Origin of the sequence: Chitinophaga sp., from assembly GCF_019236475.1 — a bacterium.
In the GTDB taxonomy this organism is placed as follows: Bacteria; Bacteroidota; Bacteroidia; order Chitinophagales; family Chitinophagaceae; genus Chitinophaga.
In genome coordinates this window covers 57363-80244 of sequence record NZ_JAFAIX010000010.1, presented here as the reverse complement: position 1 = coordinate 80244, position 22882 = coordinate 57363, and the positions used below count along the sequence as shown (strand labels likewise).

Annotated in this window: 27 protein-coding genes; 15 read left to right on the top strand and 12 right to left on the bottom strand. The window is 45.4% G+C overall.

Annotation, left to right across the window (positions count from 1 at the left end; genetic code table 11):
- Positions 1–8: 8 nt before the first annotated feature.
- From JO154_RS13915 to JO154_RS13900, 4 genes are read left to right on the top strand one after another with little or no spacing between them, the layout of a single operon-like run.
- Complete coding sequence (locus JO154_RS13915; RefSeq protein ID WP_291946471.1) at positions 9–227, top strand: DUF350 domain-containing protein; 219 nt, start codon at positions 9–11, stop codon at positions 225–227.
- Positions 228–237: 10 nt separating this feature from the next.
- Complete coding sequence (locus JO154_RS13910) at positions 238–1737, top strand: polyamine aminopropyltransferase (RefSeq protein WP_291946469.1); 1500 nt, start codon at positions 238–240, stop codon at positions 1735–1737.
- Complete coding sequence (locus tag JO154_RS13905; protein WP_291946467.1) at positions 1712–3352, top strand: NAD(P)-binding protein; 1641 nt, start codon at positions 1712–1714, stop codon at positions 3350–3352. The genes JO154_RS13910 and JO154_RS13905 overlap by 26 nt, the downstream gene beginning before the upstream one ends.
- The gene (locus JO154_RS13900; RefSeq protein WP_291946465.1) at positions 3309–4430 is read left to right on the top strand and encodes a hypothetical protein; all 1122 of its coding nucleotides are present in this window, start codon (positions 3309–3311) and stop codon (positions 4428–4430) included. The genes JO154_RS13905 and JO154_RS13900 overlap by 44 nt, the downstream gene beginning before the upstream one ends.
- Positions 4431–4475: 45 nt before the next feature.
- On the opposite strand, the gene JO154_RS13895 is transcribed toward JO154_RS13900, so the two are convergent.
- Positions 4476–6008, bottom strand: a complete 1533-nt coding sequence (locus JO154_RS13895; protein ID WP_291946464.1) for a M60 family metallopeptidase — start codon at positions 6006–6008, stop codon at positions 4476–4478.
- A 114-nt stretch (positions 6009–6122) separates the two neighbouring features.
- Between JO154_RS13895 and cysC the strand changes: the two genes are divergently transcribed.
- Positions 6123–6644, top strand: coding sequence for an adenylyl-sulfate kinase (gene cysC, locus JO154_RS13890; RefSeq protein WP_291946462.1), 522 nt, complete (start codon positions 6123–6125; stop codon positions 6642–6644).
- On the opposite strand, the gene JO154_RS13885 is transcribed toward cysC, so the two are convergent.
- The 4 genes from JO154_RS13885 to JO154_RS13870 all read right to left on the bottom strand — a co-directional run bounded on the left by JO154_RS13885 (position 6615) and on the right by JO154_RS13870 (position 10452).
- The gene (locus JO154_RS13885) at positions 6615–7577 is read right to left on the bottom strand and encodes a hypothetical protein (RefSeq protein WP_291946460.1); all 963 of its coding nucleotides are present in this window, start codon (positions 7575–7577) and stop codon (positions 6615–6617) included. The genes cysC and JO154_RS13885 overlap by 30 nt on opposite strands.
- Positions 7577–8266, bottom strand: a complete 690-nt coding sequence (locus tag JO154_RS13880) for an aspartyl/asparaginyl beta-hydroxylase domain-containing protein (RefSeq protein WP_291946458.1) — start codon at positions 8264–8266, stop codon at positions 7577–7579. The genes JO154_RS13885 and JO154_RS13880 overlap by 1 nt, the downstream gene beginning before the upstream one ends.
- Before the next feature lie 202 nt (positions 8267–8468).
- Entirely contained in the window at positions 8469–9422 is a 954-nt protein-coding gene (locus JO154_RS13875) for a GNAT family N-acetyltransferase (RefSeq protein ID WP_291946456.1), read from the bottom strand.
- Between the two features lie 76 nt (positions 9423–9498).
- Positions 9499–10452, bottom strand: coding sequence for a DUF5996 family protein (locus JO154_RS13870; RefSeq protein WP_291946454.1), 954 nt, complete (start codon positions 10450–10452; stop codon positions 9499–9501).
- A 172-nt stretch (positions 10453–10624) separates the two neighbouring features.
- On the opposite strand from JO154_RS13870, the gene JO154_RS13865 reads away from it, so the two are divergent.
- Together JO154_RS13865 and JO154_RS13860 are read left to right on the top strand one after the other, a co-directional pair.
- Positions 10625–11107 (top strand): Crp/Fnr family transcriptional regulator, encoded by a 483-nt coding sequence (locus JO154_RS13865; protein ID WP_291946452.1) that lies wholly within the window; start codon positions 10625–10627, stop codon positions 11105–11107.
- A 155-nt stretch (positions 11108–11262) separates the two neighbouring features.
- Positions 11263–11979, top strand: coding sequence for a type 1 glutamine amidotransferase domain-containing protein (locus JO154_RS13860; RefSeq protein WP_291946450.1), 717 nt, complete (start codon positions 11263–11265; stop codon positions 11977–11979).
- Positions 11980–12025: 46 nt separating this feature from the next.
- Here JO154_RS13860 and JO154_RS13855 read toward each other — a convergent pair whose 3' ends face one another.
- Positions 12026–13330 carry a hypothetical protein gene (locus JO154_RS13855; protein WP_291946443.1) on the bottom strand — a complete coding sequence of 435 codons (1305 nt, stop codon included), beginning with the start codon at positions 13328–13330 and terminating at the stop codon, positions 12026–12028.
- 72 nt (positions 13331–13402) lie between these two features.
- Here JO154_RS13855 and JO154_RS13850 point away from each other — a divergent pair, with 72 nt between their 5' ends.
- From JO154_RS13850 to JO154_RS13820, 7 genes are all read left to right on the top strand, one after another.
- Positions 13403–13918 carry a methyltransferase domain-containing protein gene (locus JO154_RS13850; RefSeq protein WP_291946441.1) on the top strand — a complete coding sequence of 172 codons (516 nt, stop codon included), beginning with the start codon at positions 13403–13405 and terminating at the stop codon, positions 13916–13918.
- 142 nt (positions 13919–14060) lie between these two features.
- Positions 14061–16232, top strand: a complete 2172-nt coding sequence (locus JO154_RS13845) for a TonB-dependent receptor (RefSeq protein ID WP_291946439.1) — start codon at positions 14061–14063, stop codon at positions 16230–16232.
- Between the two features lie 369 nt (positions 16233–16601).
- On the top strand, positions 16602–17624 hold the full coding sequence (locus tag JO154_RS13840) for a metallophosphoesterase (protein WP_291946437.1): 1023 nt from the start codon (positions 16602–16604) through the stop codon (positions 17622–17624).
- A gap of 14 nt (positions 17625–17638) precedes the next feature.
- The gene (locus tag JO154_RS13835; protein ID WP_291946435.1) at positions 17639–18430 is read left to right on the top strand and encodes an AraC family transcriptional regulator; all 792 of its coding nucleotides are present in this window, start codon (positions 17639–17641) and stop codon (positions 18428–18430) included.
- 86 nt (positions 18431–18516) lie between these two features.
- Positions 18517–18936, top strand: coding sequence for a DoxX protein (locus JO154_RS13830; RefSeq protein ID WP_291946433.1), 420 nt, complete (start codon positions 18517–18519; stop codon positions 18934–18936).
- Positions 18937–18949: 13 nt separating this feature from the next.
- Entirely contained in the window at positions 18950–19309 is a 360-nt protein-coding gene (locus tag JO154_RS13825; RefSeq protein WP_291946431.1) for a cupin domain-containing protein, read from the top strand.
- 157 nt (positions 19310–19466) lie between these two features.
- Complete coding sequence (locus JO154_RS13820) at positions 19467–19589, top strand: hypothetical protein (RefSeq protein ID WP_291946429.1); 123 nt, start codon at positions 19467–19469, stop codon at positions 19587–19589.
- A 55-nt stretch (positions 19590–19644) separates the two neighbouring features.
- Here JO154_RS13820 and JO154_RS13815 read toward each other — a convergent pair whose 3' ends face one another.
- Positions 19645–19869 (bottom strand): hypothetical protein, encoded by a 225-nt coding sequence (locus JO154_RS13815; protein WP_291946427.1) that lies wholly within the window; start codon positions 19867–19869, stop codon positions 19645–19647.
- A gap of 81 nt (positions 19870–19950) precedes the next feature.
- Between JO154_RS13815 and JO154_RS13810 the strand changes: the two genes are divergently transcribed.
- Entirely contained in the window at positions 19951–20796 is an 846-nt protein-coding gene (locus JO154_RS13810; RefSeq protein ID WP_291946425.1) for an AraC family transcriptional regulator, read from the top strand.
- On the opposite strand, the gene JO154_RS13805 is transcribed toward JO154_RS13810, so the two are convergent.
- The 5 genes from JO154_RS13805 to JO154_RS13790 form a co-directional block, all read right to left on the bottom strand.
- Positions 20791–21411: a hypothetical protein gene (locus JO154_RS13805; RefSeq protein ID WP_291946423.1), complete on the bottom strand. Its 621-nt coding sequence runs from the start codon at positions 21409–21411 to the stop codon at positions 20791–20793. The genes JO154_RS13810 and JO154_RS13805 overlap by 6 nt on opposite strands.
- Positions 21412–21428: 17 nt before the next feature.
- Positions 21429–21929, bottom strand: coding sequence for a YdeI/OmpD-associated family protein (locus tag JO154_RS13800; RefSeq protein ID WP_291946421.1), 501 nt, complete (start codon positions 21927–21929; stop codon positions 21429–21431).
- A 118-nt stretch (positions 21930–22047) separates the two neighbouring features.
- Positions 22048–22539, bottom strand: a complete 492-nt coding sequence (locus JO154_RS13795; protein WP_291946419.1) for a hypothetical protein — start codon at positions 22537–22539, stop codon at positions 22048–22050.
- 22 nt (positions 22540–22561) lie between these two features.
- Entirely contained in the window at positions 22562–22723 is a 162-nt protein-coding gene (locus JO154_RS26520) for an MGMT family protein (protein ID WP_366935587.1), read from the bottom strand.
- Positions 22684–22881, bottom strand: a complete 198-nt coding sequence (locus JO154_RS13790; RefSeq protein WP_291946417.1) for a hypothetical protein — start codon at positions 22879–22881, stop codon at positions 22684–22686. Before JO154_RS13790 ends, JO154_RS26520 begins: the two co-directional genes overlap by 40 nt.
- Position 22882: the final 1 nt, after the last annotated feature.

The following is a 22882-nucleotide window of genomic DNA, read 5'->3' as shown; positions in this document are numbered from 1 at the left end:
CCCTGTAAATGGAAACATTACAACTGAAACTCATCTTGGCATCCATCGTGTATGCCCTCATTGGCGTAATCGTTCTCGTAGGCGGCTTCTGGCTGGTAGACAAGTTTATTACACCTGAAGACACCTGGAAGGAAGTAGTACAAAACAAAAATGTAGCCTTAGCGATTGTAGTGGCTGCCTATATCATTGCGATGGGACTGATTATCAGTTCTGCCATTCACAGCTAAATTACTTCGGGTGGAAATTCTGTTATTATTATCGGTGTTTGTAATTGCTACCTGCGGCCTCATTTACGAGCTGGTAGCAGGTACCCTGGCGAGCTATTTATTGGGTGATTCTGTAACACAGTTTTCTACCATTATTGGAGTGTATTTATTCTCCATGGGCATTGGTGCATGGCTCTCCCGGTTTTTCAAAAAAGACTTACTTAGTTGGTTTATTCAATTGGAAATACTCGTTGGATTAATCGGTGGTATCAGCTCTGCCCTGCTATTCCTTTTATTTGAACATGCAGCGAGCTTCCGCTTGGTGTTATACCTGTTGGTCGGACTCACAGGAACCTTGGTAGGACTGGAACTACCGTTGCTCATGAATATTCTGAAAGACAGGTATGAATTCAAAGACCTGGTATCCCGCGTATTTACTTTTGATTATATCGGGGCGCTGCTGGCCTCCCTTATTTTCCCATTGTTGCTGGTGCCTTACCTAGGACTTATTCGCACCTCCTGCTTTTTCGGGATCATGAATGTGGCAGTAGCCATCGTGGTTTGCGTACGATTTAAACAAGAAGTAAAGTGGGCCACTTATCTGAAAACCAAGGCTATTGCATGTATTGCAGCATTGGTAGCCATATTTTTCTGGGCAGATAAGATCATGAGTTATTCCGAAGGCGTTGCCTTCCGTGATCCGGTGATCTACAGCCATTCTTCTGCGTATCAGCGCATTGTGCTGACGCGGAGTCGGCTGGACTTACGGCTCTACCTCAATGGGAACCTACAGTTCAGCTCCGCTGATGAATACCGCTATCATGAAGCGTTGGTACATCCACCCATGATGTATAGCCCTAAACGTAGCCATATCCTCATTCTGGGCGGTGGAGACGGCATGGCGGCAAGAGAGCTCCTGAAATACCCGGAAGTACAGCAAATCACACTAGTAGATCTGGACCCTGCGATGACGAAACTGTTTCGCAGCAATAGTATGCTAGTGGGCCTGAACGACAGCTCCCTCCTATCTCCGCGCATTAAAGTCATCAATGCAGACGCTTTCCAGTGGCTGAAAGAAAACAAACAACAGTTTGATGTAGCCATTGTAGATTTTCCAGATCCTGGGAACTATGCGGTAGGCAAGCTTTACACAACTGCGTTTTACCGCAAGCTGCGCAATGCGTTGACAGATAGCAGTGTGATCGTGATACAGTCCACCTCTCCATTTGTGGCTCCCAAGGCTTTTTGGTGCGTAAATACCACCTTGCAGGAATGTAATTTTCAGACGATCCCTTATCATACCTACGTCCCTTCTTTCGGGGAATGGGGTTATGTGATGGCCTCGCCTGCGCCCTTATCACAGCACCACGACCAGCTACCGGCTGGTTTAAGATACTTTACAGCCGCCACTTTCCGCCAGATGGCTGATTTCACGCCTGATATGCAGAATAGAAAAGTGTTGGCCAATCACCTGAACAACCAGATACTGGTACAATATTTTGAAGATGAGTGGGGAAAATACCAGGAATAATATCAGCCGGAAAGATTTCCTGCGATATATGGCCATTATTGCGGGCAGTACGATCACTGCATCCCAGTATATCGCCTGTTCTGAAAAGCGGGATAAATATGGGCACATTACCAGTCGCATTAGCGGCGCTTCTGCGAAAGCTGGGCATATGATGCGGGACGGCGTTTTCCATACGCCTACCAATAGCACGGAATATGATGCAGTCATCATTGGTGGCGGCGTAGCAGGACTGGCAGCAGCCCGTATACTCCATCATCGAGGGATGAGCAACTATCGCTTACTGGAGCTGGAATCGCATACCGGTGGTAATGCCAGCTTCGGTGAAAATGCGTACAGTGCGTATCCTCGAGGCGCTCACTATCTCCCTATACCCAATACCGATAATCAGCCATTGCTGGATATGTTGGCAGAAGCGGGTATCCTCACGGGTTATAATTCCAACGGCCTCCCCGTCTACAGTGAAACCGATCTTTGTTTTGACCCCGAAGAACGACTTTACATCCATGGCCGCTGGCAGGAAGGACTGATCCCTCAGTTTGGTACCAGCAAAGCCACACAACAAGAGATGAAACGCTGGCTGGATGAGATGCTCCAACTACGTACTGTTCGAGGCAATGATGGCCGCTATGCATTTGATATACCTATCGCCAATAGCTCCGCAGATCCTGCATTCCGGGAATTGGACAACATCAACATGCGCCAATATCTGACACAGAAAGGTTATCAATCGGAAGAACTGTATTGGTATTTGGATTATTGCTGTCGCGATGACTATGGTGCAGGTATTGATATCATCAGTGCCTGGGCTGGGATACATTATTTTGCCAGCCGTAAAGGGAAAGCCGCCAATGCGGATAACTCCCAGATGCTGACATGGCCACAAGGGAATGGGCGCCTAGTACAGCACTTACAGCAGTTCAGCAAAGATAAAACCTTGGACCAGGCGATTGTTTATAAAGTGACGCAGCAGGACAATCGGGTAGCCATTGACTATTACGATATGAAAGAGCATACTACTCACCGCATTATTGCGAAAGCCTGTATCCTGGCCACTCCGCAGTTTGTCACGCAGCGATTGATCCCTGGAGGCCAGTACAATCATGATTTCGTATATTCACCGTGGTTAGTAGCCAATATTACGTTGGATGCCATTCCGGAATCATCTGGATATCAACTCTGCTGGGATAATGTGATTTACAAAGGAAAATCCCTTGGGTATGTTTATGCACAACAGCAGCAGCTTTTCCAGCAAATGCCAGCGCGGCAAGTCATCACTTATTATTTGCCATTGGATCACCTTGATCCCGTAGAATCCCGTAAATACGCCATCGCACTGGAACCGCAGCAATGGGTGAAACTCATTACCGATGATTTGGAAAAAGTGCATCCGGATATACATGCAGTCATTCGTGATGTAGATATTACCGTTTGGGGACATGGGATGATAAGGCCACATACCGGCTTTATCACGGGAGCAGCGAGGGCAGCGGCCCAGGTGTCTCCCTATAAAAATATCTTCTATGCCCACTCCGATCTGAGTGGCGTATCCATATTTGAAGAAGCATTTTATCATGGAAATAAAGCCGCCAATGCTCTTGTCGACTACTGTAGCTGAGCGTCAGCCATGGATATATAATAGTTGGGTAGACGGCCTGTTCGTGCTGTTTCCACCGTTTGCCGCATTAGTGGCCATATGGCTGTTTCCCGCGGCATTCCAGTTATCTGGCGGTGTAAACCTGGCCTGGTGGGTGATTTTGGTATTGTTTATTGATGTATCGCATGTCTACAGTACGATCTACCGCACTTATTTTGATCGCGATACTTTTCGTAAGCGCAGTGCATTGTTTATCAGTGTGCCCATCATTGCCTGGCTAGCCGGCGTGCTGGCTTATTTGGCGGGCCCCTTAGTATTCTGGCGGATATTAGCGTATATGGCGGTGTATCATTTTGTACGACAGCAGTATGGCTTTCTGCGTATTTATAGCAGGAAAGAAAAAGTAGCTGGGTTTAGTAAAACCATTGACAGTATTACGATTTACGCCGCAACCATTTACCCATTGTTATACTGGCATCTGCGTGGTCCGAGGGTATTCAACTGGTTTGTAGAGAATGATTTTTACTATATCTCCGGAGCCAGGGTGGCGGATTTCCTACAATATCCGTATATCGCTATTTTATTGTTGTATGTAATAAATACTGTTAGGGAGACGATAGTCGCTCGTACTTTCAATGTGCCCAAACATGTATTGGTATTGGGAACGGTGTTATCCTGGTATTTCGGGATCATCTATTTCAACGGTGATCTTACCTTCACTTTGCTGAATGTTATTTCCCATGGCATACCTTATATGGCGCTGATATGGGCCCATGGCCGCAAGCAATATTACCGGCCAGCACAGGGAAGTCGATTCCTGCAATTGCTCTTCAGCAATAAAGGAATTTTGCTGTTCATCGGGCTGACCATGTTATTTGCTTATGTGGAAGAAGGGCTATGGGACGGGTTTGTATGGAGAGAGCATCTGCAATTCTTCTCCTTATTTAGTCATTTGCCAGCTTATGATGATAATTATATCCTCGCTTTCATCATACCTTTTCTTGCTATTCCGCAAGTTACACACTACGTACTGGATGGATTTATCTGGAAGATAAAAAACGACCAGTATAATTGGAAAGAAAATACTATTGGCGCATAAACGAAATGTCTGAAAGCTAGTACCTTCAAACATTTCAGCTATTTATTACGGTAACGGGGGAACGTTATAAGGCATCCATCCCGGCAGCGATTTCAGTTCTTCTTTCACACTGCTGCTGATAGGAACACCCCAGTATTCAAAGAATGGCGCTAGGTTGCGGCCGGCAATTTTTGAAAATTCTCTTGCCCATAAGTCTCTTTTCTGCTCTTCTGTTTTAGCGTAGCTACCTGTAGGGTCTTGCTTTGCAAGGGTCTGGCAATTGCGGAAGAATGTTTTGAAGGCTTCCCAGCCAAAGCCTTCCTGTAATTGGCGGAAGAGGATCAAGGCCAGGAAAGGGTCCTGCTTCCATTTTTCGAAATCAGCTCCCTTGGCAAAATACTGTTGCATCATTTCCATCGTTCTTTTATTGGACACCTCTTCGTGTGCGCCATTGCGGCCGCCTGTGAGTCGGTCGAAGCAGTAGAGGGCAAAGAAATTACAACCTACTTCCCCAGTCCCTTCGAATGACCAATCGCTGCTTTGCATATTATGTCCTATTTCATGGAAGAATCCCCAGTTGGCACCGCCTTCACTAGGCACCAACAGTTTTTCAGGGTTTACAATGATATTCGCAGAGAGCATACCAGTGGATGGAGAATGGTGCACCATTATCGGGTAGCCCGAATGCATATATCCGCCTCCCATATGCTCGTCTATCACCATACGTTGTGGGCGGTATACGGGTTGCGGATATTGGGCCAATTCCATGATTCCACCGATGATACGATCCCATATTTTCATCACTTTTTCCGGATCAGTTACCTGTTGCATCACGGAATCTGGTAGGGTGAGGATAATACGGTCTGTGCCCATTTCGCCCCAGGGCGCTTTATTATTCTTCAACTGTTGTAGCCATTCTTCCTTAGTAGTTTTACCTAAAACGAATTGTGGAGCGGTAATCGCTCCTTTAATCGTCACATCCGCGGACCAATCATTCACCACTGGTAAAGTGGAAATATAAATTAATCCACCGAAGGGACTTGCTATTCGTGTAGTCGTTTCCTTTAGTGTTATGATCTTTACAACCTCGGGCATTCTGCGCCAGTCCTCTCCTCCTGCCACCCAGTAGCCTAGATCATCCGAGTGGGCGCCGATTTGAACGGTAACCATTCCATTCGTCATGTTGGCGGGGATCGTGAATTCCACCACTTCTCCCGGAGCTGCATAAAGGCCTGTAGTATACAGTGTAGCCTCCGAAGGCGCACCGGATTCCAGTTTCCGGATAACGGCCCAGTCACTTTTGTTTACCTGTTTATGATCGATATGTAGGGTACGGGTAATATGTTCTGCCCCCGGCTTCACTGCACCCGGAAACCAAGCTGCAGAGGGATGCGCTTTTACATGTTGGTAATCTTTACTGACCAGTTCCTTACGACTCCACTCCACCACTTGTTGCCGCAGCGTGGAATCCTTTCCTTTCAGACGATTCGTAGGGGTGATGATTACCTCTTCCGGAGTGGGTGTTGTAACGGGTTGTTGGGCTGAAACTGTGGAGGTACAGGCAGTCAACATGGTAAGGAGTAGATAGCTGTATTTCATGTTCCTGTTTTGTAACAGGAAATTAAGTTAAGACCGCCTTTCTTCCCGTATTATTTTGTTCAAGATAAACTGGCGGTAAATGATATTTTTGCAGGGCCATCCAACTAATTGATTATGCGCTTTATTCAGCTAACCGGGTTATCCGGCGCCGGGAAAACTACGATTGCCACTGCCGTCCAGCAGCAGCTAAGCCAACAAGGGTATACAGTGGAAGTAATCGACGGCGACGTATACCGCCAAACACTATGCAAGGATCTGGGGTTCTCCCGGGAAGACCGGTACGAAAATATCCGCCGTCTCTCTGCACTGGCAGCAGAAAAAACAAAGGATGGTATTATCACACTACTCTCTGTTATTCACCCATATGAGGCCATGAGAGCATGGGCGGCCAGTACATATGGTGCGCATACGGTGTGGATTCATTGTCCGCTGAATGTGCTGTTGCAAAGAGATACCAAAGGCTTATATCACCGTGCGATGCTGCCTGATGGCCATCCTGAAAAACTCCACAACCTCACGGGAGTGAATGATCCGTATGAAGAACCCGTGTCTCCCCAACTGATCATACATACCCATGAGGAAGCTATTGAAAATTCCGTACAGCGATTATCTTCGTATATCCTTGCTAGTTTGTAATAATTCATAACTGTTGCAGGCTTGCAGCAGATAATCTGGTATTTCCTTGATTTGTGGTTCCGGCTCAAATGCCTGATCAGGGTATTTCCCATGCCTGTCCGCACGTTGCAGCATCTGTTGTTTCAAGGGTAGCGCCGGCTGATATTGCGTATGTAACAGCAGTTTTTCCAGCATCGATTCATTACCATCCTTATAATCTACGAGAAAAGTATTTGTATCACGAGCATGGATATACGCCATTTTCTGTAGGTAGCGATCAATTAGAAAAGAGATGTACTCCGGGTTCTGCGCTGGAAGTTCCTCCCAGGAACATCCTAACCATTCCGCAGGAATCAAGCCCCGTGTAAAATGCATACCGTGTTGTTTCATTTGGGAGCGGACCACCTCTGCCGGATGGCGGTATAGCAGCATAAACGGCGTGTTGGGAAACCATTGCCGCAGTTCCTCATAGAAGAATAAATGCCAACTGTCTAGTTTGACGAAAACCCGTTGTGCTTCACTTGTACGGGGCCTGGACAGTATGGCGATCAATGACTTGAACAACTGTTCTCTTGGCGGGGCCGCTGTAATCTCCGGTATAAAAGGGAGGCGGAGTACATCATCCAGTACACCCACTTCAGAGAGGATAACATTGCGCTCATCTTCCGCCAGCATTTGAGAAATCGTAGTGGAGCCACAGCGGGACACATGAAAAATGATCGCAGCCGGAGCGGGTGTAGGTAGATCCGATGCCCAGTGGATAATATCTTCCGCAGTACTGATGCAACTGAAGTTGCGAAAACCAGGTGATTGCAGCTTTTTCAGCTCCTGGATAGTATTATGAAAGAAGGGTTGTGTAAACCGGTGTTGTGCTGCATCCAACCACTCAAATCGCATCGCGGGACCGCTGAGTATGGCTTGGTATGGAATAGAATTGTTGAGTAAGTACATCATTAAAGGGAAGCTTTCAGTTGTGCGATCAGGGCTTGATTGGCGGGGTTATTATTACGTTCTAGTTCTGCGATGACGAGCAGTGTAGTGCCGCGATCCAGTTTACCAGCCACTTTCTCCGTGTGAAAATCATATCCTGCTTGTAGGAACAGTTCATCCGTCCACTCATTGCGGCGCGCGTCAATCACCAGGTGCACCCTATCTATCGGACTGAGATTCTCCACACTGTGCCGCTTGCTGAAATTGGCATACCAGCATTGTCCTGGTTGCATGTTTACCCTTTCGCCGTCTACCATGAATACCACATCGGGATGTGTAATAACGGGGATGTGTATACGTACAAATCCATCTTCATAGGCGCCATCTAAGTCGCAGTGCGGTTTGATAACGCTGCCGCTTTCGAGTTTTAGCAGGCGAACACCATCCAAGGGGCATTTGAAAGTATTGATCACTTCCCGGAAATAAGGGCATGCATCCAGCAAATCGGTATCTTGGTATTCAGCAGAAGGATGCGCGTAGATGTCTGCATCATGGCCGGTTCCGGAGCGCAGGGCTACGGCCGTCCATTCGCCATCATAATCACGAGTATTGAAATGCAGTTGCCAAGTGGCTTGTTCACAATTGATGAGGTCCGCCTGTAGTTTTGAAACATCAAAGTGGAATGGCAGTTGGATGATATTATTTCCCTTCATAGGTGCAGATATATTTGGCCTGCATTTACGCCAGAAAAGGTTGCAAAAGGTATTTTGCTCGCAATGCAGTATAAGCAGCAAAGATGCGAAATTATGTCAATAACATATTATTTAACAATCAACATAACATATTATCTTAACAATCAACCAGACAGCATGCTGCGGGTCTTTGCTGCTTATACCACTTTGGGAATAATATGCCTTACAACACTAGCTCCATCTGAATATTAGCACGTTCATAGGGCGAATTGCGAGCCGCCACTTTTCGAAAGCCCAGCTTTTCATATAGGCTGATAGCGGGTTTCAAGATGGTATTGCTTTCCAGGTAGAGTTTCTTCGCGCCTAATACCTTTGCTTTTTCAGCGATAGCACTGCCTAGTAGCCAGCCGATGTTTTTGCCACGTGCAGCGGGTGATACTGCCATCTTCGCCAGTTCATAATCATAATCTGGATCATGCATTTTGATGAGGGCGCAAACCCCTACTGGCTCGCCATGAAGCAATGCCACTAGGATATGTCCACCTTTATCGAGGATATATCCTTGCGGGTTATCCAAGGCCTTATAATCTGCTTCTTCCATTTTGAACCAGTGGCTGATCCATTCCTCATTGAGGTCGCGGAAAGCCTTTTGATATGCAGGCGTGTATGCCACGATCTGGACCTCTTTGCTTTCCCTTAATTTCTTTTGTTCCTGCACTCTGCGCAGCAGGGAACGTTGTTCCAGCAAGTATTCCCATTCTCCGATGGCTTTCCAGAGGTCATGTTTTGTTTGGGCCATCAGTTCTTCTATCGCATTGTTCACGTCTATATATTGCTGTTGAATATTTTCTGCTGTGGCTTTGCCTTTTGCAGTAAGACTCACCAATGTCCGACGTCCGTCTTCCTTATCCTTCTTCTCCTTCACCAGCCCTTTCTTGATCATCTCCTTGACTATTTTACTGACAGACACGTGGCTATGTCCTATTTCGCGGGCAATCGCCGTAATGGTTTCTTCTTCTTTTTGGGAGAGCACGTAAAATACCGGGAACCATTTCGGTTGGAGGTCTACCCCAAAGAGCGCATATATCTGCGCCGCATCTGCAGTAATTTTATCCGTCAGGAATCGCAATCTACTGCCTATGGCCATTTTGCCAATATGATCGAAGAAATTTTCCATTATGTATACTATTTCGTAACTGGTTACGTAAATGTATAATAGAATGATTTTTCTTCCAAATATTTTTTAGGGAGACTCAAGACTCTTTGTAACAACCGTATGTATTTTCATAGAGGGACAAGTCGCACTCCAGTTGTCGGCGATCCCAATTGGCGGTATTGGCGGCTGCTTCGTAAGTAGTTCTGAGAAAGTCCAGTAGTGTAGCCGCAGGATCTTCACTTTGCTGGACATCCTCGTAGTTCAGCATAAACTCACCCATTTCCTGGCTAAAGAATGCAGCAGCGGGCTTAATGGGTTGTTGAGAAAAGTCATCTGGCGTTGGGTAACAATAGGAATAGAAAACGGCATGCGGATATTGGTCACTGCCCAGCCAGAAGCCACAGGAGCTGACTTCATGAGAGTAAGCCTCTTGCATCACTAGTTTAGGCATATTCGGCATTTGTCCGTTATGAGCGGGCGCTCTTCTACCTGAAAAGCGGGTAACTGCCATATCAAATGCGCCCCAGAAGAAATGCACTGGACTTGCCTTCCCGATAAAACCGGTACGGAAACGGGTAAACACCGAATGCACCTGGACCATGGCAGACCAGAAATCCCGCACCTGAGCAGCATCATAAGCATGATGGACCGTATCAGAACTAAAAGGAATGGCGCCTGGAATTTCACTAGGCATATCTGTGATGGAAACATCAATATCCATTTGATAGAGTAACTCAAACAATTTTTGGTAGAAATCGGCCACCGTCATTGGTTTCAGTGGCAGCTTCTCCTTACCGCCCGCACTAGTGACCACCACTAACGCATGTTCCACGAAATTAAAATCGATGCTGAAAATACCATGTTGATATGGCATACTGCCAGTACCCAATCCTTCGGGGTTCACATAAAGGGTAACATGCCAGGAATGATTTAGCCAGGGCATTTTACGTAACCTGATTTTGCCTACAATCTGCGTCCAGAGATGCAAAGTAGCGAGGGTATCTTTCCAGGCGGTATAATTCAATACGGGCCAAGGTTGGGTTTGTGCCATAACAATTTCTTTTAAAGCATTAACAAACGAGTCCGCTGATGGTTTATGCCTATCTTTACAGTGCATTCAATTAGCAGCCATGCAATTTCTACGGGACCATTTCGAAAAGTTAATTACACTAGAAGATAAGGAATTTGAATACATTTTACAATTCTTTCGCAGCAGGCGGATTATGAAGAAGCAGTTCCTGTTGCAGGAAGGAGATGCGGTTACTCAAGAGTATTTTGTAGTAAAGGGTTGTTTAAAATCGTATGTGCTAGACCGTGAGGATAAGCCCCATATCATGCAATTCGCCTTACCAGACTGGTGGATTAGCGATTACCAGGCACTGATTACGCAAAGTCCGTCTAGCATGTTTTTAGAAGCTGTAGTTCCAACGCAAGTGCTATGCATCACCCGGGAAGACAAAGAACGCCTCTGTACAGAGATGCATAAGATGGAGCATTTCTTTCGCATAAAGAACGCTTACGGCTATATTGGCTTACAACGACGCATCTTATCCATGCTTACAGGTAGTGCCAAAGACCGTTATGAGCAATTGCTCCGGCAGTATCCTGAATTATTCCAGGTAGTGCCTAAACAAGACCTGGCGGCATTCCTTGGCGTTAGTAGGGAAACGCTCAGTCGGCTCTACACCAAAAACAAAGAAATGTGATACAGGTCACATCCATATTGTGACATACCTCCTGTGCTGAAATCTATAACTGGCTGACCTTTGTAGTCTAAAAACAAAGATCAGCAATGAACATCCTATCCAAGTTAGTGTTTACTACCCTTATTATTCTTTCAACATTTAAAGGTTTCTCACAGATGAATACAAATAACACCCATCAAAGTAAGGGGAAGAAAATACTCTTCGTAGTTACTTCCCATTCCGATCTCGGCAATACCGGTGAAAAAACTGGTATCTGGATCGAAGAATTTGCAGCACCGTACTACTTCTTGCATGATAAGGGCGTGGATATTACCATCGCCTCCCCTGCTGGCGGCGCTGCTCCCATCGACCCTAAGAGTACAGATCCAAACGCACAAACGGAAGCTACCAAAAGGTATTATAGCGATCCTGCAACCCAAGAAAGATTAGCACATACCGTGGCACTTTCTACCGTAAAATCGGAAGATTATGACGCGGTGTTTTATCCTGGCGGCCACGGCCCCATGTGGGATTTGGCAGAAGATAAAACCTCTGCCGCGCTCATTGGTGCATTCCTGCACAGTAACAAACCAGCGGCATTGGTATGCCATGCACCTGTAGCACTACAACACGTAGTAGACGGCAATGGAGCACCCTTTGTTAAAGGTAAAAATGTAACGGGCTTCAGTAACAGTGAAGAAGCTGGTGTAAAACTGACTACCGTAGTGCCTTTCTTGCTGGAAGATATGCTGAAGTCTAAAGGAGCGCATTATCAGAGTGGCCCCGATTGGCAATCCTTTTCCTTACAGGACGGGCTCCTGATTACAGGCCAGAACCCAGCGTCTTCTATTGCAGTAGCAGAAAAATTATTACAACAAGTAACTAGTAAATAAAACGAATCCTCAAAAAAATCCGTGAGCCTCCAGCTCACGGATTTTTTTATTTATCATAGAAAGTTCGCATCATAAATCGCGTTGTATCCACGCCCACCGCAGCAAACTGCTTATTCAGCGCATATACGCTCTTTTGAAATAATGCAGCAGAAATGCCATCTTGTTGCCTACCGGCTAAGTATATACGAAAAGAAGGGCTATGGTTTACCTGTGCAAGCATAATATTCATGCCAGGATAGGCCCTTGATATGGCTTTACCCGGTTGCAGCGTGTCGTATAACGGAATGCCAGTGGTCATATCAAAGGGTTTGGCGGTGGAAGAATCAATGGTTTGGCCCCGTGTGCTGCCTGGAGGATTTATTAGGTGTTTGGGGTCATAACAACGAATAAATAGGTTTATCGCGGCGCTATCATCATAATTCATGATGCTTTTACTCATACTTCTCATGACACTATCTCCACCCCAAATGATCATCTTCAGTTGGAAGGAATCAGGATGTTCAATAAATTTATCCAGTTGCTCATTATTAGCGGTGAGTTCGAAAAGCTTGATACTAGTTGGTTCGCTCACTGATATGTTCGGCAACAGCTTTATAATAGCTCCTGTATCATTGCTATACAAATAAACCGCCCCCTGTGCCTTGGACATAGAATCCACCATTAATTTGGCCACCTGGATATTCTTATCAAATTTATCCGCCTGCATGGCAGTAAATTGACTGAAGTTCGGACCACGATCCTTTATCCAGTCTTTGCCGCAGGCTTTAACAAGACCAATCAGGGCAATAGCAAAGCTGAGAGGGACCGTCCAGATGGCAGCATTTTTGTTCTTTTCGCCTTCGCGTTTTAATTGTATGGCAGGATCTTCGTATGTAGATGGTATTTTGCTGTGCAGCTTTTTGGCATAACGTGTATCTAGCTTAGTTTGCAGGGCAGCGGTAAATTCGGCAAAGGTGACTGCATCCTCCCTACTGTTAAAAACATTGCTATTGTAAGTGAGCCACCAACTGATTTTCTGGCCGGATTTCAGGCGCAGACTCATAGATGGAGGATTACGCTGATACCATTTCAGGTGTATGATTTGGTCTATATCATCCAAATTAATACGCCCGTGATAAGTAGAAGTAAAGCCTGAACTATCCAAGGTAATGGTATCTTCTGCTTTTCCGTTTCGGAACATTAGGTAGACTCCAATCGCCAATGGCAACAAGGTTGCCAGCAAGAAAGCAGTGGTGGAGGTACTATCTAATACAATTAATATTGTCAGACCCACTATTGGACTGAGGATGGTCAACAACAGGTACAGCAATATTTTCCTGGCATTCTGAAATTTAAAAGCAAAAGTTTTCATCCTGCACAAAATAACAAATTATCCTATAGGAAGCGGTCTATGGCATCTATCGGATTCTTTGTAAATTACTTTATGAAAATAACGGAAGCACAGTCATTGATTGCACAAGCCGGGTTGCCGGGAGGAACCTGGGCGGATCTTGGCGCTGGGAGCGGTTTATTCAGTGCTGCGCTCGCACAGTTGTTACCTGCTGGCAGTACGATTTATGCTATTGATATCCACCCTCCTGAAAAAATCGTATATCCTATACCGTCAGACATTCAGATTATTCCAATGCAGCAGGATTTTGTGCAGCAGCCACTTTCCATGGGTGGATTATCAGGTATCCTAATGGCCAATTCCTTGCATTATGTAGCTGATAAAAAATCTCTGGTGCGACAGTTGAAAACGCATATGGAACCAACTGCTATTTTTATCATTGTGGAGTATGAAACCGATCAGGCCAATCCTTGGGTCCCCTATCCTATCCCCTTCCAAGCACTTACTCGTTTGATGCAGCAGGTAGGATTTGGACAATCCATCTATTTGGGCGATCGGCCTTCCGTGTTTAGATCTGGGAAGATGTACGCTGCCACATTCCGCCAATAGCCCCATTTTTACCTTCATTTTAATTCTATTTTAAGCTAGTTTTAATATTGCTTGATAATTTTCCCGATCGCGTAAGTCAATTTCCCGATTGGAGCAATCACACACTGGTAGCCAATCGACATTTGCATCACATCAGATATTTATGCGCAAATTATTGTCGGGACTTCCTTTTCTTTTATTGCCAGTGCTGGCTTCCGCACAACGGCATTCGGACTCAACCAGAATTTATTTCCTGAAAGATATCAGGGTGAAAGGTATTCGCACTGTTCGGGGAACGGGCCATCTACCGGAAGAGAGTGATGGTGTTATATATGCAGGCAAAAAGAATGAAGTGATAGCGGTAGACAGCCTGGATGCCAATAAGGCCATTAACAATACCCGTCAGATACTAGGACGTATACCCGGATTAAACATCACAGAAACCGAAACCGGTGGGTTTACTGCCAATGGTATCGCTACACGTGGACTTAACCCTACGCAGAGCATAGAGATGAATACCCGGCAAAATGGCTACAATATCTCCGCAGATATTTACGGTTATAACGAAGCCTATTACCTGCCGCCAATGGAGGCTGTAAGTCGGATAGAAATGGTAAGAGGCGCGGCTTCGCTTCAGTTTGGTTCACAGTTTGGAGGATTAGTTAATTATATTTTGCATACACCTCCTACTGATAAGCCTTTTGAATACTACACCTCACAAACAGCAGGTAGTTTTGGCCTTTTCAATTCCTTTCATTCATTTGCAGGTACCATTAAAAAGTGGAGTTACTATAGCTTTCTTCAATACCGCACCTTGGATGGATATCGCCCTAATAGCCACCAACAGCAGTTTACAGGCTACGGCAAAGTACAATATAATGCATCTGACAAACTACAGGTGGGGGTGGAATATTCCCTTTTACGAAACCGCATCAAAATGCCGGGAGGCCTAAACGACAGCATGTTTCATGCTGATCCACGTGCGTCCTTCCGTGCGCGTAACTGGCTGAAAAGTCCTTGGAATGTTGTCAGCGGCTATATGAACTACGATATATCTCCTGCCACTACATTGAATGTAAAAACCACTTATCTGTTTAGCAGCAGAGCCCTTGTATGGAGAAATGAAGATGGTGGCCCAGGCGTACTGGACACCATCAATCCTGCAACAGGACAATACATTCCACGAGAGGTACAGAACGAAGTAATGCATAACACCACTACAGAAGCGCGTTTACTGCATCACTACCAACTGGGCAATATGAATAACACCCTTGCAGGCGGTATACGTTATAGCTACGCATGGTTTAAAAGGCAAGGTGGCGGAGAAGGCAGCACTGGCAGCGACTTCGACCTTCATATAAACGGAGAATATGCATATGCTCTGGACTTTACCACTACCAATGTGGCGCCGTTCGTTGAGAACATTTTCAGGATCGGGAAAAAATTATCTATCACACCAGGTTTCCGATTGGAATATTTGAAAAATACAGCAAAAGGCTATATTACAGACAGTGCAAAGGTTTACACCAACGATAGTAAATCTCGCAGTTTCCCTTTGTTCGGGATCGGTGCCGAGTTTAAAACCAGCAGTTACACCAATGTGTATGCAAACATCAGCCAGGCTTACCGCCCCGTTGATTACTCGCAACTGACGCCTATTGGTATTACCTCGAAGATTGATCCGCATATGAAAGATGCCTCCGGATTCAATGCCGACTTAGGTTACAGGGGTACTGTGAAAAATTTCCTGAACTTTGATTTCGGTCTTTTTTATCTCGCGTATAATAATCGAATTGGTACGATACTCCTCAATGATGCCAATGGGAATCCTTATACACTCCGTACCAATGTGGCCAACAGCGTACATAAAGGTGTAGAAAGTTATGTAGAACTGAATATTCTGAAATGGCTGCAACCTACTTCCAGGAGGGGTATCAGTATCTTTGACGCATTTGGTTATACAGATGCAAAATATACCTCTGGGGAATTCAAAAACAATCGCGTGGAAGCGGCTGTGAAATATACTAATCGTGTAGGTCTCATTTACAGTGATCCTCATTTCTCTGCCACCTTCCAGTTGAATAATGTCGGCGATGCCTATGGCGACGCTACCAATGCGAAATTCAGTGAAGACCCTATCGCAGGATATATACCCGCATATACGGTGATGGATGTAAGCGCTACTTATAAGATCAGTCGATATACTTTAAAAGCCGGTGTCAATAACCTGGCCAACAAAGCCTATTTCACGCGTCGTACAGATGAATATCCTGGTCCTGGAATTATTCCTTCCGATGGCAGGAGCTTATACATAGGGGTAGCAGCAAGGTTTTAGTCCGAGGCTGTCCTGAAAAAGTAAAGGGTGTCCCCAAATATGGAGACACCCTTTACTCGCATACATGGTTTGCCGTTAACGTTTTATGAGTTTCAGGAAATCGGCCACTTGGAGAGAGGTTCTCAATCGCCCTGTTTCCTTGGCCGTACTGGGTACCTGCGTGAGTTCCCATATGTTCCTGGTAACCATGTGAAATGGCCGGCCACTATCAAAAGACACCGGCAATTTGATTCATGGGGTGAAATATCCAAGAAAAATCAGATATTTGCGTTCGTGATAATTCCGGCATACCCAAAATGTCATGTTTGTTAATCCATACTACAGCAGCATCTAGCGGCCGGATTCTCCCAAAATGAAAATGTAAAACCTATGAATCGAACGATTATCGTTGGGGACATCCATGGATGTTACGACGAACTAATGCTACTACTAGCTAAACTACACCTGCAACCGAATGACCTACTGATAGCGCTGGGCGATATAGTTGACAGAGGCAACAAATCCTTGGAAGTATACCAATACCTTCGTGAGCGCCCGAACACAGTTGTTTTAATGGGCAACCATGAACGAAAACACCTGCAAGGCATCCTTTCTTATTCGCAGGAAATTGTACAGTTGCAATTTGGAACGGCCTACCCTGCATTCCTGGAGTGGTTAAAAGGACTGCCATATTATTATACTACCCCAGAAGCCATTATCGTACATGCTTCCCTGTTAGATGGCATGCCATTGGAAGAGCAACGGGAAGAAGTACTCTGTGGCACTATCTCCGGCGAAAAGCAACTGGAAAAAGCCTATGGCAACAGCATGGAGTGGATGCAGCACTATAAAGGAGATAAGCCCGTTATCTTCGGTCATCGGGTGGTAAACGAGGTAGAAATCACTGGGAATTGCTGGGGAATAGACACTGGCTGTTGTCACGGTCGGCAGCTCACTGCCATCGAGTTACCTGGCATGCGCATTCACCAGGTAGATGGATTAGCAAATCACTGGCGGGCGGAACAAAAAAAGTGGCAGTTGCCTGTGCTTTATTCCAGAAACTGGAAACAGATGGAGTTCAAAGCGATTCGTCACCAGTTGAAAAAGCTGGATTACCTGCAGGAGCCGGAAGCCCGACAGATATTGGATCAGGTACACCACTGGGTGGTATCACTCCCGCAGACGTGGCAACTCCTAACGAGTGCCATTGAGCAATTTGCAGCCAGCATCCAGGCAGATGAAAATCGGAATTTTGTGCAGGAAGCCAACCAGTATTTTTTCAAAGTGTTCCTTTATAAAGCGAATGCCAACAATCTGAAAATATCCGACCTGGAACAGTCCCTACAAACACCGGAAAAAGTGCTGAAGTTGGCGGACGCATTACAGGCCAATATTTTATCATTCCCAGAATAATTTATCTTTAGCGAATGATTGAAATCCGGACATTCGAGCAGTTACAGGATGCAGCCACTCCGCGTAGGGTGATGCGTTATTTGTTAGTCTATTGCGCCAAGGAATCTATCCTTGCCCATATTGACGGGAATCGCTACCCACTTCATGCTGGAGAAGTGATTACTATTACTTCCGGGCAGTACCATCACCTGGAACCAGCGCCTGGCGCGGAGGGGTATGTACTGGAGTTTACGCTCGATTTCTTCTGTAAGGATGATCAAGATATTGAGTTGATCTTTCATAATGGGTTGTTCTGCCATTTCGATCAGAATGAAGTGATAGCTGTACATACTGCCCTCATGCAGGAACAGTTGGCACTGATACAATCGGAGCTAACAACCCAGCCTTATCAATATCTTACTAGTATTCACAGCAGGATCGTATTGCTGCTCGTGGGGATTAATCGGGCAAAGGTGGAACGAGGAGATGAAATCTGGAAGCCCTCTGCCCTCTTTTTGCGCTTTTTGGAGGCGGTGCGCCATCATTTTATCCATGATTACCCCGTAGCGGAGTTTGCACGCATGCTCAATACCACTGAGGCCAAATTGAATGAGCAGGCCCGGCTGCATGCCGGTAAAACCGCGCAGAATGTCATTTACGGCCTGGTAACCGCAGAAGCGAAACGATTATTACTCTATGGAGATCTGACCATTAAAGAGGTAGCCTATAAACTGGGCTTCAATGATCCCTATTACTTTTCCAATTTCTTCAAGAAACATACCCAGGTATCACCCAAACATTTCAGGGAAGTAAATGGACTTTCCTAAAAATTACATCTGTTTTCCATAATTGTCTATTCTTTAGCCCTCCCTTTTGCCCCAATTTTGTGCTGGTAAACACATAATACCAGCATATGATTTCTAATACAGCTATTACTTCACTTTTATTGCGACTGGCTCTGGCAGGAGGTTTTCTGTCGGCCGTGGCCAGCAGAACCGGCCTATGGGGCAAACAATCTTCTGGATGGGATGCCTTTCTGAAATACACCGCGCAGGTCAATTCGTTTATGCCATCCACGGCTATTCCCGCCATCGCCATTAGTTCCACCATCCTGGAAACTACACTGGCATGCTTGCTATTACTGGGATATAAAACCAGTTTAGTAGCAGTAGCCGCCGGTACACTGACCTTATTTTTTGCTTGCGCGATGGCCTGGTCCTTTGGCTGGAAGGAAGTACTCGATTATTCCGTGTTGGCTTTCAGTGCAGGATCCTTCTTATTGGCCTCTGTTCCTACTTCCCGCTGGAGCCTTGATTATTTATTACAACGTTAAAAAAACATATATTATGAAAACAGACATCCATCACTACATCACCAAAAGTAACCACACTACCTGGGAACCATTGATCGAAAAAGGCGTAAACTATAACGGCATTTATGTTAAATCATTACGCTATGATGAGGCGAGTGGCCGTTCCAAAACAATTCTCCTGAAATTCGACGCAGGTGCAAAATATCCTTATCATAACCATCCTGCCGGAGAAGAAATCTTTGTACTAGAAGGGGAAGCATTGGTAGAAGGTACCACCCTCCAACAAGGCGACTACCTGTATACACCGCCAGGGTTCAAGCATGCCGTGTATAGTCCTAATGGCGCTACCCTATTGTTTGTAGTGCCTGAAGAAGTAGAAATCTTATCTGAATAAACCCATTGTGCTCCAATTTGTTGTCCTTGCCCGTTGGGCATGGACAACAAAAAAGATAAAAGGCTGAAATTGACTTCTGCGACGTCAATTTCGGCCTTTTAATACAGTATCGTTTTTTCTGCTATTTCGTTGGGAAATAAATACAATCACCAGTGCAATGATACTCCAGACAAGCATTTGCCAGGTGGGCGCTTCACTTAAATGGAAAGTAAGGGTAGTCCAGAAAGAACAGAAAACACCGAATGTGAAGAAACTCAGGCATTGGCGGTATGCGCCGTAGTGGTGAGTAGTAAGGTGACTGCCAACAGTATACTCGTACTGATGATGAGATTTTTTCAGTTCATTTTATCCCCCAAGGGCACCAAGAATAACATGCCGAGGCCATATCCTAGTTGCGCCATCATCGACATTTTCCCAATACTGCTTTCAGACGCATGAATAGATTGTGCTATATTGTGTAAGATGGGCTGATTATAATAGAGATTGGCCACAATAATCCCTGCAGATGCCACCATCACAGGTATTCCCAGGGCTTCTTTCCTCCCAAGCGCTAATTCCATTGTCTTTTTTTATTTGCAAAACTAGTCCGCCCTGGTGGGTGGAATTTGTAATATTTGATTATAAATTTGTAAAAAACGATTATGGAGCGCTATGTGCAGTTTGACCCGATTTTCATCCGCCATTTCACCACCGGACAATGGCCCTTCCCTACGCATAATCACAACCATTACGAGTTGGTGTTTATACATGCTGGTAAAGGGATGCATGTACTGAACAATGCCCGCACGGAGTACAGTGATAAAGCCTTATTCCTCCTGGCGCCGCAGGATCAACATAAGTTTGTGGTGCATGAAGAGACAGAGTTCAGCGTGATAAAATTTCTTCCTATCTACCTTAGTGGGGATACGGAAAGCAAAGAGCGACGAGATTGGAACCTACTCATGGATGAACTGATTGTGAACAATGAAGAAGTGTCTGCCATTATTCTGATTAAAAAAGAACTGAAAAAAGTGGAGCAATTGTTCCGCATGATTATCCGAGAATGGGAGGAGTCCGATCAGCAAGCCAATGAATTAATGGTACACCTGCTGCGAGGGGTACTGGTGATCTTGAAACGGAATATCTTCGGAGATACTGGCGGAACGGGCCTCTCCACGGACAACCTCTCCATTGGCATTATGCATCATATACATGCACATATTCAATCGCCGGAGGCGTTAAGCAGTACGTATATTGCCGGGAAATTTCATTTATCTGCCAGCTACTTGGGCATGTTATTTCGGCGGGAAATGGGCATTTCATTGAAGGAATATATTTCACAGTACAAATTCAAACTGATCCAGGCCAGGTTAAAACATAGTCGCGACTTATTAAAGGAAATCAGCCACGACTTTGGGTTTACGGATGTCAGCCATTTCAATAAGTTTGTAAAAAAGTACAGTGGACAGAATCCGAAGGACATCCGCAGTGGCAGTGCGGTATTATAGCTTTGCTGATGCTAATAAAAAATCTTTGTTGCCAGATGCGCTATAATCCATCAGCAGTGTGATTAACTGTACTACCCTTCCTGGTTGGGAATCCATCTCCGGCGCTCGTTTCGTCACTAATCGTGTCACTCCATCCCAACAACTTCCTAAGTCATATTTGGTACCTTCCATTTTTCCTGTTCCTGGTATAGGCGCTATGGCGTTGTTGATAGCCATTGAAAACAAATGGCAACAACGATCTCCCAATGCATTGTCCAGTGTTACGGAAAATCGGTTTTCCATTAACCTACACCAGCCCGTTTGAAGCGTATAGCCGTTGGGGTTACCCAGTAAACTTCCCCAGGAAGCGGGGTCTTTTTCTGGTCGTATGAGCCAGTAGATTTGTCCTGGTAGTTCAGGGCGTATATGAAAATAGTTATGATAAAAGCGGATGCTTTCCTTTTGCAGATGTTGGGGAGACGCGGTTTGCCAGTGATCTGTCGCCCGTATCTCTTTGCTACGCTGTAATACATACTTGCTATAGCCTTCTTTCATTTCCGATTCATTGGCATAGAAATGACCATATTGCTGCTTAAATTCCTCTGCTGACACCATGTGCTTCCAATGTGTATTCATGCTGGCTTATGCGTGTATTATTTTTTAGTTCCAAGATAAGTTCGGCCAGCGGCCAGGTGATTAATGGCATCTGCCATGCGTTGTATGCGTGCCTCTGTGACACTGGTTTCCAAAACCCAGGCTACACACTGCTGCTGCTCTTCTTTTGGCATGGCTTGAAAAGCTTTCCATGCCTCTGGTTCATCCTTCAGACAATCTAGGAAGTCTTCCGGAATTACGTCCGCTGCTGCGGGCTCGCTATCATACAACACCAAGTGCACCTTATCCCCCGCTTCCTTTTTGATAGCCTTCCTGATCGTGGCATTCACTGCCATCATCATGAGGCCGGCTTTACTGGGCATTAGAGAGAAAGTATCCAATGTGTAGTTATCAATCGAACCGTGCACTTTACGTAAACCGAAGTAGGCCCTCGTATTCTTAGGAATCTCCGGTAGACGAATGAACGTCCAGCCGCCTTTCATCTGCATCTTTTCCAGGAGTACCTGTTTATCTATAAGGGGAGTTTTATCTTGTGTCATTATGATCTCGCGAAAAAATTCAACCAACAAATTACAATTATTCCAGGTATAAAATAAAAAACCGCCCGTTGCCGGGCGGCATATATAAATGTAGGTTTAGAAAAATAAGCGCGTATGATCAATCATCATCGCCATGATGCTTCCAGTGACCGTGGCCGCGTCCATGGCCGTGGTCATCATCATCATCGTCGTCGTGATGGCGGCGGTAGCGATCATCCTTGCAATCCCGGATGATGACTTGTTTACCATAACATCCTTTGTAGCGTCTGTATTGTGAGCGGTAATAATCATCGTTGAGATAAGGCCGGGGTTCATTGATGACTACTTTGTAACCACGGTATAAATCGTAGTGGTAATATCTAGGTAGGTTGCGGGAGAATACCCAATCATCTGCGTCCTCATCAAAGTAAATAAACTGGCGATCCGGGATATAGTAATAGGCGCCGATGTCTGGGAGGTAATAATATTCGGCATAGTCATATCCTACAGGGCCCCAGGTAGGTTGATTGCCGATGTTTACATTTACATTGAAACGTACCTGAGCGTAAGATGCCGGCGCACAGAAAAAACCTCCGGCTAAGAGGCAGGCCAAGATGGCAAGCTTTTTCATAAAAATATGGTTTGTAAAATACTTACAACCAAATTAATGCCAGTTCGCTTGCAGGTGCAAATTTTAATTTCTTTGTAATCTTATTTATGTTTTTCTTCAAAGTCCAGCAACCATTGCTTCCTCCAAATACCGCACCATAGCCCGTTAAAGCGCCATCCGATGCCACCAGGCGATGACAAGGAATGATAATGGCGATGCGATTGGAGTCTTAGTTAGATAGGCATATTGTTGTTGCAAAATTTCGCGTTCTGCAAATTCAAGCAGACATATACCCTCCGGAACCGCACAGGCAAACATAGTACCGATAGGGGTTTCCAGCTCTTTATAATCAATATTTTTCATG

What these genes read in the sequence shown, in the direction of transcription:
- JO154_RS13810 (WP_291946425.1), top strand. Translation starts at nt 19,951, where the DNA reads ATGGAGCGCTATGTGCAGTTTGACCCGATTTTCATCCGCCATTTCACC.
- JO154_RS13815 (WP_291946427.1), bottom strand. Translation starts at nt 19,869, where the DNA reads ATGGAATTAGCGCTTGGGAGGAAAGAAGCCCTGGGAATACCTGTGATG.
- JO154_RS13895 (WP_291946464.1), bottom strand. Translation starts at nt 6,008, where the DNA reads ATGAAATACAGCTATCTACTCCTTACCATGTTGACTGCCTGTACCTCC.
- JO154_RS13790 (WP_291946417.1), bottom strand. Translation starts at nt 22,881, where the DNA reads ATGAAAAATATTGATTATAAAGAGCTGGAAACCCCTATCGGTACTATG.
- JO154_RS13885 (WP_291946460.1), bottom strand. Translation starts at nt 7,577, where the DNA reads ATGATGTACTTACTCAACAATTCTATTCCATACCAAGCCATACTCAGC.
- JO154_RS13915 (WP_291946471.1), top strand. Translation starts at nt 9, where the DNA reads ATGGAAACATTACAACTGAAACTCATCTTGGCATCCATCGTGTATGCC.
- cysC (WP_291946462.1), top strand. Translation starts at nt 6,123, where the DNA reads ATGCGCTTTATTCAGCTAACCGGGTTATCCGGCGCCGGGAAAACTACG.
- JO154_RS13825 (WP_291946431.1), top strand. Translation starts at nt 18,950, where the DNA reads ATGAAAACAGACATCCATCACTACATCACCAAAAGTAACCACACTACC.
- JO154_RS13840 (WP_291946437.1), top strand. Translation starts at nt 16,602, where the DNA reads ATGAATCGAACGATTATCGTTGGGGACATCCATGGATGTTACGACGAA.
- JO154_RS13835 (WP_291946435.1), top strand. Translation starts at nt 17,639, where the DNA reads ATGATTGAAATCCGGACATTCGAGCAGTTACAGGATGCAGCCACTCCG.
- JO154_RS13865 (WP_291946452.1), top strand. Translation starts at nt 10,625, where the DNA reads ATGAAGAAGCAGTTCCTGTTGCAGGAAGGAGATGCGGTTACTCAAGAG.
- JO154_RS13850 (WP_291946441.1), top strand. Translation starts at nt 13,403, where the DNA reads ATGAAAATAACGGAAGCACAGTCATTGATTGCACAAGCCGGGTTGCCG.
- JO154_RS13845 (WP_291946439.1), top strand. Translation starts at nt 14,061, where the DNA reads ATGCGCAAATTATTGTCGGGACTTCCTTTTCTTTTATTGCCAGTGCTG.
- JO154_RS13880 (WP_291946458.1), bottom strand. Translation starts at nt 8,266, where the DNA reads ATGAAGGGAAATAATATCATCCAACTGCCATTCCACTTTGATGTTTCA.
- JO154_RS13875 (WP_291946456.1), bottom strand. Translation starts at nt 9,422, where the DNA reads ATGGAAAATTTCTTCGATCATATTGGCAAAATGGCCATAGGCAGTAGA.
- JO154_RS13855 (WP_291946443.1), bottom strand. Translation starts at nt 13,330, where the DNA reads ATGAAAACTTTTGCTTTTAAATTTCAGAATGCCAGGAAAATATTGCTG.
- JO154_RS13860 (WP_291946450.1), top strand. Translation starts at nt 11,263, where the DNA reads ATGAATACAAATAACACCCATCAAAGTAAGGGGAAGAAAATACTCTTC.
- JO154_RS13870 (WP_291946454.1), bottom strand. Translation starts at nt 10,452, where the DNA reads ATGGCACAAACCCAACCTTGGCCCGTATTGAATTATACCGCCTGGAAA.
- JO154_RS13820 (WP_291946429.1), top strand. Translation starts at nt 19,467, where the DNA reads ATGATACTCCAGACAAGCATTTGCCAGGTGGGCGCTTCACTTAAATGG.
- JO154_RS13795 (WP_291946419.1), bottom strand. Translation starts at nt 22,539, where the DNA reads ATGAAAAAGCTTGCCATCTTGGCCTGCCTCTTAGCCGGAGGTTTTTTC.
- JO154_RS13805 (WP_291946423.1), bottom strand. Translation starts at nt 21,411, where the DNA reads ATGAATACACATTGGAAGCACATGGTGTCAGCAGAGGAATTTAAGCAG.
- JO154_RS13900 (WP_291946465.1), top strand. Translation starts at nt 3,309, where the DNA reads ATGGAAATAAAGCCGCCAATGCTCTTGTCGACTACTGTAGCTGAGCGT.
- JO154_RS13800 (WP_291946421.1), bottom strand. Translation starts at nt 21,929, where the DNA reads ATGACACAAGATAAAACTCCCCTTATAGATAAACAGGTACTCCTGGAA.
- JO154_RS13830 (WP_291946433.1), top strand. Translation starts at nt 18,517, where the DNA reads ATGATTTCTAATACAGCTATTACTTCACTTTTATTGCGACTGGCTCTG.
- JO154_RS13905 (WP_291946467.1), top strand. Translation starts at nt 1,712, where the DNA reads ATGAGTGGGGAAAATACCAGGAATAATATCAGCCGGAAAGATTTCCTG.